The organism is Pseudomonas putida, from assembly GCF_022627325.1.
Taxonomy (GTDB): Bacteria; Pseudomonadota; Gammaproteobacteria; order Pseudomonadales; family Pseudomonadaceae; genus Aquipseudomonas; species Aquipseudomonas putida_X.
This window is the reverse complement of the sequence record NZ_JAETZZ010000008.1, coordinates 59,414-70,862: the sequence shown is the minus strand read 5'-3', so window position 1 is coordinate 70,862 and position 11,449 is coordinate 59,414. Positions and strand designations below refer to the sequence as shown.

Sequence of the window (11,449 nt, the reverse complement as noted above, 5' to 3'; positions counted from 1 at the left end):
ACGTTCTGAGGAGATATGCCAAATGAGTATGGTAAAAGAAGGGGCGTCGCTGGATGGGCGTGTGTTTTGGCCATCGATCGCTGTGATACTGGGTGTCACGGTCCCGCTTATTGTATTTCCTGACGCCGGGAATGCGGTGATTAATCAGATGTTCGCATTTGCGACCGGTAAATTTGGCTGGCTTTATCTGGTTTCCGGCCTGATGACGGTGGTGTTCCTGTTGTGGATAGCGTTCGGGCGTTACGGCAATATACGCCTTGGTCGAAAGAGTGATGCACCCGAGTTTTCCTATTTTAGCTGGGTCGCCATGATTTTTTGTGGCGGTATCGGCATTGCCATTGTCAACTGGGCCTGGGTTGAGCCGATTTATTATTTTAACGGACCTCCTTTGAATGTGGCGGCTCAGAGCCGGGAAGCGGCAGAGTGGGCGTTGACCTATGGCCAGTTTCATTGGGGGCTGACCCCGTGGGCATTCTATTGCCTGCCGGCGTTGCCGATTGCCTATTCGATGTATGTGCGCAGACAGCCCGGGGTTCGGTTGTCCGTAGCCGCCCGTGGTGTGTTGGGTGATAAGTCCAACGGATGGTTGGGGCTTACGCTCGATACGGTGGTGGTGTTCGGGATTGTTGGCGGGGTGGGCACCTCCCTTGGCTTGGCCGTGCCCCTTGTATCAACCTTGGCTGGCGACATTTTTGGAATACAGCAGTCCTTCGCGTTTGACATGGGGGTCTTGGCGCTTTGGACATTGATGTTCGGCATGAGTGTCTGGTTTGGACTGAGCAAAGGGATAAAGATTCTCAGCGATATCAACGTCTATTTGGCTTTTGCGCTTCTCTTGTTCGCTGCCGTCGTTGGCCCAACCTTGCTGCTCGTCAATGGTTGGGCAAACAGCCTCGGCCTGATGATCAATAATTTCATTCACATGAGCTTGTGGACTGATCCTGTTGCAAAAGGTACGTTCCCTCAGGACTGGACGATTTTCTATTGGGCCTGGTGGATCGCCTATGCACCCATGATGGGATTGTTTGTTGCTCGGATTTCTCGAGGTCGGACAATCAGAGAGCTCATTCTGGCTGAGCTGGTTTGGGGGAGCCTGGGTTGCTGGGTGTTCTTCGCGGTCTGGGGCGGCTACTCGCTTAATCTTCAGCTTACAGGCGAGCTGGATGTCAGCGCTGTTCTTTCAGCGCAGGGTATTCCGGCGGCAGTACTCGCCATCTTGAAAACAATGCCGTTCTCAAGTCTCGTTATTGGTATTTTCGTTGTTCTTTGCTTTGTGTTTTTGGCGACGACGCTTGATTCGGCGGCTTACGTGCTTGCGTCAGTGACATCTCATGAACTAAGCGGTTATGAAGAGCCTCAGCGGTGGCTACGAATCGTTTGGGCATTATTGCTGGCGGTGATCGGCATTGGTTTGCTCAAGGTAGGTGGGCTGAAGGCCGTGCAAACGTCTACCATTGTCGTCGCGCTGCCGTTGATACCGGTGCTGGGCGTGTTGGCCTGGTCACTGCTGCGCATGATTCGTGCAGATCTTGGGTGTGAACGGGTAACGACGGAAATTGTTTTGGACGACGCGGTCAGGCTTCCCAGTACGCCGGGACTTGATGCGTCGCCGGCTGCGGACATTCATTCAGCCGCGACGCATGCAGAGGCCAAGTGTTAAAGCGGATATCATCCATGCGGAAAACCTAGGGCTACCTAGGTTTTTTACTTCCACTGCGGAGCGGGACCGTTGACAGCATGTTGAGGTGGGTGGCTGATAGACGCTGAGTTACCGAAGCTCTCTGTCGCTCGTTGACTTGAATCGCGGGCGAGTGAGTTCATGTCAAGGCGCCATAAATAAAACCCTGCCCAAGGGCAGGGAGCGATTCAAAGCGCTCTCGTCAGTTCCGGCCTCATCGCCGACAAGCCGGCTCACAACATATCACCAGCCTTCGGGCATACGCTGAACCTATGGGAGCCGCGCTTGCCGGCGATGGGCTGCGAAGCGGCCCCGGTTACCAACGCCGGCTTCGGGTGTTTGCTGCCATTGGCGAGCAACTGTTGTCGACCCAAAGAAACGCGGCGTTGTCCAGTCTCGTCCATGCCGCTCAAAGCCTCAGATCGAGCGCTGGTTCACACGGGCAGAGAGTTGCTCAGCGTTTTCCTTGCGCTCCGAATAACGGTCTACCAAGAACGCCTGGCGGTCGCGCAGCAGGACGGTGAACTTGACCAGTTCCTCCATGACATCCACCACGCGATCGTAGTACGGCGAGGGCTTCATCCGCCCGGCGTCGTCGAACTCAAGGTAGGCTTTGGGCACCGAGGACTGGTTCGGGATGGTGAACATCCGCATCCAGCGCCCAAGCACGCGCAGTTGGTTGACCACGTTGAACGACTGCGAGCCGCCACACACCTGCATGACCGCCAGGGTCTTGCCTTGAGTAGGGCGCACCGCACCCAGTGCCAAAGGAATCCAGTCGATCTGCGCCTTGAATACCGCAGACATCGCACCATGGCGTTCTGGCGAGCACCAGACCTGGCCTTCCGACCACTGCATCAGCTCACGCAGTTCCTGCACTTTGGGGTGCTCGGCAGGTGCATCGTCAGGCAGCGGCAGCCCCGACGGATTGAAGACCCGTGTCTCGGCGCCCAAGTGCTCCAGCAAGCGTGCGGCTTCTTCCACCAGCAAGCGGCTGAAGGAGCGTTCACGGGTCGATCCATACAGCAGCAGGATGCGCGGTTTGTGCTCGCTGGAACGGGCTACCGCTGGCGGCCCATCGAGCAGCGCCAGGTCGAGATTGGGCAGGTGCTCAGACATGTTTCCTCCCGCTCAAAGCGTGCCGATGCGATCCAGCTCATGCTTGAGCTGGTCACGGTCGAGGTGATCGAAAGGCAGTGCGAAGAATGCCTGGCAGCGTGAGGCGATGCGCGCCAGTGTGGCGCGGAACGCAGCGTCGACCGCCGCCGCCTCACCCACGACATCGGACGGGTCCTCCAGCCCCCAATGCGACTTCAAGGCCGGGCCGAAATAGACCGGGCAAGCTTCGCCGGCTGCCTTGTCGCAAACGGTAATGACGATGTCAGGAGGGCAATCCTCGAACGCGTCATTGCCCTTGCTGCTCAGCCCATCGGTCGAGATGCCGGCGTCTTGCAAGGTTGTCAGGCTGCGAGGCAACACCTGGCCTTTGGGAAAGCTGCCGGCGCTGACTGCTTCAAATCCGTGAGGCGCCAAATGATTGAACATGGCCTCGGAAAGGATGCTGCGGCAACTGTTGGCCGTGCACATGAACAGGACTCGCATAGAGGCTCCTCCGCTTCGTGGCGGATGTCAGAGGCTCAGGCGCAATGCCAGAGCCGAAAGGGTGATCAACAGAACCGGGAGCGTCAGCACAATGCCGACCTTGAAGTAGTAACCCCAGGTGATGCGCATGCCTTTGCGCTCCAGCACGTGCAACCAAAGCAGCGTGGCGAGGCTGCCGATCGGGGTGATTTTCGGGCCGAGGTCGCAGCCGATGACGTTGGCGTAGATCATTGCCTCGCGCACCAGCCCTTGCGCCTCGCTGGCCTGGATCGACAAGGCGCCGACCAGCACGCTGGGCATGTTGTTCATGACCGAGGACAGCACTGCAGCGATCAACCCCGTGCCGATGGCGGCACTCCAGAGCCCTTGTTGCGCAAGGCGATCGAGCAGCTGTGTGAGCATATCGGTGAGGCCGGCGTTCTTCAGCCCGTAGACCACCAGATACATACCGAGAGAGAAGATCACCACCTGCCAGGGCGCTTCGCGCAGCACACGACGGGTCGAGATGCGATGCCCGCGAGCGGCGACGGCGAAGAGGATCGCCGCACAGGCCGCGGCTACCGCGCTGATCGGGATACCCAGGGGTTCCAGGGCGAACAGCCCGATCAGCAACACCAGCAGCACCCAGCCACCGACGTTGAAGGTGGCGCGGTCGTGGATCGCCTCACTTGGCGCTTTCAGGGCAGCGACCGTGTACTGCTCAGGGATGTCACGGCGGTAGAACAGGAACAGCACCAGCAGGGTGGCGGCCACGCTGGCGAAATTCACGGGCACCATCACCGAGGCGTATTCGCTGAAGCCCAGTTTGAAGTAGTCGGCGGAGACGATGTTCACCAGGTTTGAGACTACCAGCGGCAGGCTCGCCGTGTCGGCGATAAAGCCTGCGGCCATGACGAACGCCAGCGTAGCGGCGGGCGAAAAGCGTAGCGCCACTAGCATCGACATCACGATAGGGGTGAGGATCAGTGCCGCACCGTCATTGGCGAACAGCGCCGACACGGCGGCACCCAGCAGTACGCAGAAGGCGAACAGGCGGTAGCCGCTGCCGTTTGCCCAGCGCGCGACGTGCAGCGCGGCCCATTCGAAGAAACCCGCCTCGTCCAGCAGCAGGCTGATGATGATGACGGCGATGAAGGTGGCGGTGGCATTCCAGACAATGGCCCACACGGTCGGGATATCGTGCAGCGAAACGGCACCCGCTGCCAGGGCGATGAGCGCACCGAGCGTGGCACTCCAGCCAACACCAAGCCCCCTCGGTTGCCAGATGACCAGGATGAGCGTGAATACAAAGACTGCAATGGCGACCAGCATGAATACCTCGCTCGATGTAGGTCAGCAGCAGGCAGCATCACGGACGGGCCGGCCGTCCATGTTCTTCAGCCGCAGAGCGTTATCTGCCAACCACTGTGCGTTGGCCTGCAAGGTCACCTGCAACATTTCATGCACCCAGGCGGGCAGTTCCGGGTTCAGGCGGTAGTACACCCACTGGCCCTGCCTGCGATCGAGCAGCATGCCATTGCTGCGAAGCTGCGCGAGGTGGCGGCTGATCTTAGGTTGGCTGTCGTTCAGCGCGCACATCAGTTCGCAGACGCAAAGTTCACCGAGACTGGCAATCAACAGTGTGGCCCGAGCACGGGTTTCGTCGGAGAGGCATTTGAAGACATCAGGCGGGGTGAACATGGCAGCACCAGAACATGTGGATAGCCGAATATACGTATTCCCATATGTACTGTGCAAGCTTCTCAGGGCTGAGCGGGCGATAAGGGGCCAGGCTGTTTGAAAACACTTGCTGTGATCTAGCCATTTGCCGACTTAACCACTGCCGACGTTCAGCACAGCAGCGAGTTGTGCTCGCGTGCGACCTCAAGCCAATGATGAGTATCGATGCCTTGCGTAAAACACGACGTCACTGAGAAGCGAAGTACTAAACCACGGTCTACTCTCTCTAGTCGTCATAGAGGCTATGCCGAAACGATGTAGGGCATTGGTCAAAAGGGACTGGAAATGGCTGTTCTCAAATAACGCATGAGAGACCCAGACAGCTGGTTTCCGACCTTGACGCCCTGATTGCTCTGTTGACGCAGACTGCGCCAGGCGGGGCACTGAGCAATCGGTGTCCTGTTCCATTCCAAGTGTGGAGCAAGGAACGATGACCACTTCGAATCGTATCGCGCACGCGAAAGGGTGGATGCCCGCGGCGATAACGGTATTGGCTTTGCACAGTAGTGGCGTGTCAGCGGGAGGCATCTTCATCTATGAGGCCGGCCAGGAAAGTAACGGCCTGGCCAACGCGGGCTCGGCGGCGCTCGCCACAGACCCCAGCGTGTTGATGAGCAACCCGGCAGGCATCGCCTTGCTGCCCGGCACGCAGGTCAGCGCCAACGCACAGGTCATCCTCGGCGACCTGCGTTACTCACGCGACAGCAACAACCAGTTCGACGGCAACGAGGGCGGCAATGCTCTGCAGTATCTACCGGGCGCCAGCCTGTTCATCAGCCACCAACTCGATGACCGTTCGGCGATCGGATTCGGCCTGTACGGCAACTTCGGCTTGGCACTGAACTACGACGACGACTGGGCAGGGCGGTACTTCACCCAGGAAGCGGCTGTGATCGGCGTCTCGTTTCAACCCACCTTTGCCTACAAGTTCACCGATGACCTCACTGTCGGCATCGGCCCTCGCATGATGCTGGGCTATTACCGCACTGAGGTGGCCATCAACAACAGCCTGCTGGGTTTGGTCGAGCGGCCCGATGGCCAACTCGAATACAAGGACACCGACTTCGGCATGGGTGTGAACCTGGGCGTGCTCTACCAGGTCGACCCCCGCACGCGTATTGGCCTGGCCTACACCAGCAAGGTGAAGCTGGAGTTCGAGGACAGCCCGCATGTCAGCGGCATCAACAACCCCCTCATCAACGCCGCGCTCAACCGCTTGGCGGTGGACACCCTGGAATTGGACATGAACGTGCCGCAGACCGCGACGTTCAGCATGGCCCACCAGTTGGACGAGCAATGGACGTTGCTTGGCAGCGTGGGTTGGCAGGACTGGAGCGATTTCGGGGATATCGGCGTGGAGGTCGATGCCAATGCCGCCGGTGTCAGCCGCACGGTCGATCGCAAGTACAAGGATACCTGGCACGCCTCACTCGGCGCGCAGTACCAAATGACCCGCCAGCTGCGCTGGAGCGTTGGGGTGGGGTATGACAGCTCGGCCGTCGATGACAAGGACCGCACCGTGGACAACCCGATGGGCGAGACGTGGCGCTTCGCGACCGGGGTGAACTATCAGGTTGAAGAAGGCTTGGACCTGCACCTGGCCTACACGCTGGTCTGGCTCGGCGATATGGACGTGGAGCAGACCAAGGCACGCTCCGGCGATACGTTGTCAGGCAGTTTCGATAACGCCGCCTTGCACGTCATCGGCGGCGGTGCAACGTGGCGATTCTGATGGATTTCATCCTCGATAACCGCTTCAACGTGGAAGGAGAAGTTGCATGAAAAGTAGGTCGCTTATTGCAACCGTGTGCCTCGCATCGCTGTTGCTGCATGGCTGTGCGAGCAAATACGTGGAGCCTGATGATTACTCCGGGTTTCTGAAGGACTACAGCAAACTCAAAGAGGAAAAATCACCGTCAGGTGCGGAGGTTATGCGCTGGATCAAGCCGGGCATCACTGCCAACCAATTTACCAGCGTCTATATCGAACCCAGCCAGTTTTATCCCAAGCCGCAACCCACTGCGAAAATTCCGCAGCAAACCTTGCAAGGCATTACCCAATACTACGATCAGGCGCTGAAAAACCAGTTTTCCACCGTGCTGCCGCTGGCGACCAGCCCTGGGCCAGGTGTGCTGGTGGTGCGCCCAGCGATCACTGGGGTAAGCGCTAAAACCAAGGGGCTGCGCCCGTATGAAGTTATCCCGATCGCGTTGGTGGCCGCCGGCATCAGCACGGCGACGGGGATCCGCGATCAAGACACCAGCGTGGCCACCGAGGCCGCATTCATTGACGGAAATTCCAATGAGGTGGTGGCCCAGGTGGTACGCAAAGGAGCAGGTACTGAATTGGAGAACTCCTCGCAGGTCATGCAGGCCACGGACGCACGTGCCGTGCTCGATGGCTGGGCCAAGGACATGGTCAGTTCATTCAAGGCCCTGAAAAAGTAGCCCGAATGTTCCCCTGCCGTGGCTGCGGCAGGGGCATCGGCATTTGATGCACGGACTCGAAGTTTCAAGGATGCCCCCATGAAAACGGTCATGCTCAAGCTCAAACATGAATTCCTTAAAGTGCTTCCTCCCACCGTGTTTTTTTTCGTGATCCTGCACATCGTTGCGCTGATTCGTGCGCTGATGATCAAAGGGTCAGGGGTGGAACTGCCTGTTTCAGCGTCGGTCCTGATCGCCGCGCTGATATTGGGCAAGTCTGTGCTGGTGGCCGATATGCTGCCTTTCATCAATCGCTTTCCCGACAAGCCGCTGATCTGGAACGTCGCCTGGAAGACCTGCATGTATGCCTTGGTCGCGCTGATCGTCCATTACCTGGAGCGTCTGTACGAGTATTGGAAAGAGGCGGCTGGCGTGATGGATGCCAATGCGCTGTTGTGGTCATCCATTAACTGGCCTCGCTTCTGGGCGGTTCAGATCCTGTTGATCACCTTGATATTCATGTATTGCGTCATCGCTGAACTGGCGCGCGTTATTGGTCGCGAGCGCCTTAAACGCATGTTCATTGGTCCGCTGCCGCCAAAGCAGCCCGACATGCCGAAACACAGCGGATAGCCGAACGACGGATCCGGTTTGGCCACTAGGCTTGCCGTTGACGGGAGACACCGCGTTGAAAAAGAACGTTTACCCGCTTTACGCGCTTGCTTTGTTGGCGCACACCGGCCAAGGCCAAGCAGAGGATTCGGCAGAGCTTGCCAAGAAGGCGCTGAACCCGGTTGCGGCCATGTACAGCTTGCCGGTGCAATATAACTGGGACCAGAAACTGGGCCCCAATGGCGAGGGCAAGCGCAGCCTGACCAATATCCAGCCCGTGCTGCCGTTCAGCCTGAATGATGACTGGAACCTGATCTCCAGGACCATCCTGCCCGTCGTCGATCAACACGGTTTGGGTGGCGCGGCGGACACCTCCGGTGTGGGCGATGTGACCCAAAGCTTTTTCTTCTCACCGAAACAACCCACGGCCAGTGGCTGGATACTGGGCGCAGGGCCGGCGCTGTTGATACCAACAGGCAGCAACGATGTGCTGAGCAGTGAACAGTGGGGGCTCGGACCGACAGCGGTAGCCTTGAAGCAAGCCAACGGGTGGACGCACGGGATACTGGCGAACCATATCTGGGGGCTGGAGGGCAGCCCTGCAGATGGCAAGGAGAAGGTCAACCAGACGTTCATGCAGCCGTTTCTTTCCTACACGAACAGCGCCTTGACCACATTTGGCATCAACAGTGAGTCGACCTACGACTGGCAATCCAAACAATGGTCAATTCCAATCAACCTGATGGTGACCCAACTACTAAAAGTGGGTGGGCACCCCATTACCGTCCAGGCGGGCCCGCGTTATTGGCTCGACTCACCGGATAATGGCCCCGAAGGCTGGGGCTTTCGGTTTGCTGTAACGCTGCTTTTCCCAAGGTAATGCACGCCGGCATCGCTCATACGCCTGCAAGAACAACCCGCAAGGGTTGCTGATTCTATTGATCACGGAGCTAAGGATGGGGCGTCGCGACAAAGGCAATATTCTGGGCTTGGCATTGAAGGCCTTGTCCTGGTCTGCAGTTTTGATCACCTGCCTGGTTGGCTCAGTGGGCACTGCGCTGTGTGCCGAGCAGGCGGGGGCTGCACCCGCCTTTTCGACCGAATCCGAAGGCTATGTGGCTGCCGCTACTTGCCTTGGCTGTCACGTTGACCAGGCCAAGGCCTGGAAGGACTCGGATCACGGTTGGGCGATGCGCGACGCCAACGAGGCCAATGTGCTTGGCAATTTCAACGACGCGCGCTTCGACGAGGCCGGGGTCTCGGCGCGTTTCTTTCGCAGGCACGGCGGCTTTTACGTCAATACCGAAGGTGAGGATGGCCAGCCGGCAGACTTTAAAATCATCTACACCTTCGGCCACTATCCGCTGCAGCAGTACCTGGTTGCACTGCCCAGGGGCCGCCTGCAGGCGTTGACCATCGCCTGGGACAGCAGAGCCAAGGGCGAGGGCGGGCAACGCTGGTTCTCGCTCTACCCTGGGCAACGTTTTGCACCCGATGACCCTTTGCACTGGACCGGTCGCTACCAGAACTGGAACGGCATGTGCGCCGATTGCCATTCCACGCGTTTGATCAAGCACTACGACGATCGCCAGGACAGCTTTGCGTCCACCTGGAAAGAGCAGAACGTTGGCTGCCAGAGCTGTCATGGGCCTGGCCAGGCCCATGTCGATTGGGCGAACAACGCCACATCCGCTGAGCAAGCCGATGCGTCGGCCAAGGACATGGGCCTGGCTGTCGATTACAAGGCGTTGGGCAGTCAGGGCCTGGTCGAGCAGTGTGCGTTCTGCCACAGCCGGCGGCAGACCCTTGGCGTGGGCCAGCTACCCGGTCATCCGCAGCTCGACCAGAGCCTGCCGGCAACATTGCGCGCGGGGCTTTATCACGCAGACGGCCAGATCGACGGTGAGGTGTACGAGTACGGCTCCTTTACGCAAAGCAAGATGTACAACGCAGGGGTGGGCTGCACCGACTGCCACAACCCTCATACCGCCAAGGTCAAGGTCGAAGGCAACGGGCTGTGCCTGCAATGCCACAACGGCAACCCACCGGTAGCCCGCTTCGCCACCCTGCAGGCCAAGGACTATGATACGCCCGCGCACCATCACCACGTCGCCGGCAGCCCTGGCGCCCAGTGTGTCAGTTGCCACATGCCGACCAAGACCTACATGGTCGTCGACCCCCGGCGCGACCACAGCTTGCGGATCCCGCGTCCGGACCTCGCCAGCAAGGTCGACAGCCCCGATGCCTGCACGGCTTGCCACCAAGACCAGCAACCGGCTTGGGCCGCCAAGGCGATCGAGCAGTGGTTTGGCAAGCCGCAGCGCCCGGTTTTGTTTGGCGAGGCGTTCCAGGCGGTGCGCAATGGCCAAGGTATCCCATTGAGCCTTTTGGGCACGGTGCTGGCAGACAAGACCAAGCCAAGCATCGTGCGCGCCACTGCCGCCGAACAGATGGCTGACCTGGGCCCTCAAGCCCTCATCAGCCTGGGCTGGGCGTTGAACGATCCAAGCCCATTGGTGCGTGCCTATGCCACGTCTGGGTTCTCGAGCGTGCCGCCAGAGCAGCGCCTCAAGCCACTGTTGCCCCTGCTCGAAGACCCCTACCTGGCGGTGCGCGATGAGGCAGTGCGGGCGCTTGCGGATGTGCCCAGCACGCAGTTGCCGGCCCAGGCGAAGGAGGCGTTCAGCACCGCGCTGGCAGACTACGAGGCGCGCCTGCGTGGCAATGCAGACCTGCCAGGCGGGCGCTTGAACCTGGCCGTTCTGTTGAGCCGCCAGGGGCGTCAGCAAGAAGCCATGGAGCAGTACCGTCAGGCACTGCGCCTTGACCCTTACTTTGTGCCGGCGCGGGTCAACCTGGCCAATCTCGCCACAGCCGAGCACCAGCTCGATGAAGCGGAAAACGTACTGCGCGCAGGCCTGGCGCTGGAAAAGATGCCGGCGACCGATCACGGCAACCTGGCGTACATGCTGGCCCTGCTGCTGGTGGAACGACGCCAGCCCGAAGAGGCCGTGGGCTTGATGGAGTCGGCAGCGGTCGCGCTGCCAGGCAATGCGCGGATTCGCTACAACCAAGGTTTGCTGCTGTCGCGCATGAACCGTCGCGATGAGGCCTTGGCGGCGCTGGAGCGTGGCCTTGAGCAGGCACCGGATAACGCCGACCTTCTGTACTCGTTGATCTACCTGCATGCCTTGGCCGGTGAACGCAGCGAAGCCTATGCCTATGTGCAACGGATGCGCAAAGCGGCCCCTGACGATTCACGCCTGCAAGGCATAGAGCCTTACTGGCAAAAGTACGAAAGCACCAACTGAGCTGGCGATGGCGCTGTGAGCGGCTAGATTTACCTCGTCGCCTTCGAGCAGTTGCGAACATCCGTGGGGCCTCGTGTCGATGCTCCGACTGACAAGGACCG

The 11,449-nt window shown here is 59.6% G+C and carries 10 protein-coding genes; 6 read left to right on the top strand and 4 right to left on the bottom strand.

Annotated features, from left to right (window positions below; all coding sequences use genetic code 11):
• The first annotated feature begins 22 nt into the window (after window positions 1-22).
• Window positions 23-1,660 (top strand): BCCT family transporter, encoded by a 1,638-nt coding sequence (locus JNA92_RS14015; protein WP_241805252.1) that lies wholly within the window; start codon window positions 23-25, stop codon window positions 1,658-1,660.
• A gap of 435 nt (window positions 1,661-2,095) precedes the next feature.
• On the opposite strand, the gene arsH is transcribed toward JNA92_RS14015, so the two are convergent.
• From arsH to JNA92_RS13995, 4 genes are read right to left on the bottom strand one after another with little or no spacing between them, the layout of a single operon-like run.
• Window positions 2,096-2,797 carry an arsenical resistance protein ArsH gene (gene arsH / locus JNA92_RS14010; RefSeq protein ID WP_241805251.1) on the bottom strand — a complete coding sequence of 234 codons (702 nt, stop codon included), beginning with the start codon at window positions 2,795-2,797 and terminating at the stop codon, window positions 2,096-2,098.
• Window positions 2,798-2,809: 12 nt separating this feature from the next.
• Window positions 2,810-3,280 carry an arsenate reductase ArsC gene (locus JNA92_RS14005; RefSeq protein ID WP_241805250.1) on the bottom strand — a complete coding sequence of 157 codons (471 nt, stop codon included), beginning with the start codon at window positions 3,278-3,280 and terminating at the stop codon, window positions 2,810-2,812.
• A gap of 27 nt (window positions 3,281-3,307) precedes the next feature.
• Window positions 3,308-4,591 carry an arsenic transporter gene (locus JNA92_RS14000; protein ID WP_241805249.1) on the bottom strand — a complete coding sequence of 428 codons (1,284 nt, stop codon included), beginning with the start codon at window positions 4,589-4,591 and terminating at the stop codon, window positions 3,308-3,310.
• Between the two features lie 21 nt (window positions 4,592-4,612).
• On the bottom strand, window positions 4,613-4,960 hold the full coding sequence (locus JNA92_RS13995) for a metalloregulator ArsR/SmtB family transcription factor (RefSeq protein ID WP_241805248.1): 348 nt from the start codon (window positions 4,958-4,960) through the stop codon (window positions 4,613-4,615).
• A gap of 508 nt (window positions 4,961-5,468) precedes the next feature.
• Here JNA92_RS13995 and JNA92_RS13990 point away from each other — a divergent pair.
• The 5 genes from JNA92_RS13990 to JNA92_RS13970 all read left to right on the top strand — a co-directional run bounded on the left by JNA92_RS13990 (window position 5,469) and on the right by JNA92_RS13970 (window position 11,348).
• Window positions 5,469-6,731, top strand: coding sequence for an OmpP1/FadL family transporter (locus JNA92_RS13990; protein ID WP_241805445.1), 1,263 nt, complete (start codon window positions 5,469-5,471; stop codon window positions 6,729-6,731).
• Between the two features lie 46 nt (window positions 6,732-6,777).
• Window positions 6,778-7,446, top strand: a complete 669-nt coding sequence (locus JNA92_RS13985) for a DUF3313 domain-containing protein (protein WP_241805247.1) — start codon at window positions 6,778-6,780, stop codon at window positions 7,444-7,446.
• A gap of 78 nt (window positions 7,447-7,524) precedes the next feature.
• Entirely contained in the window at window positions 7,525-8,058 is a 534-nt protein-coding gene (locus tag JNA92_RS13980) for a hypothetical protein (protein ID WP_241805246.1), read from the top strand.
• A gap of 91 nt (window positions 8,059-8,149) precedes the next feature.
• Window positions 8,150-8,917: a transporter gene (locus JNA92_RS13975; RefSeq protein ID WP_241805444.1), complete on the top strand. Its 768-nt coding sequence runs from the start codon at window positions 8,150-8,152 to the stop codon at window positions 8,915-8,917.
• Between the two features lie 76 nt (window positions 8,918-8,993).
• On the top strand, window positions 8,994-11,348 hold the full coding sequence (locus tag JNA92_RS13970) for a tetratricopeptide repeat protein (RefSeq protein ID WP_241805245.1): 2,355 nt from the start codon (window positions 8,994-8,996) through the stop codon (window positions 11,346-11,348).
• Window positions 11,349-11,449 lie beyond the last annotated feature (101 nt).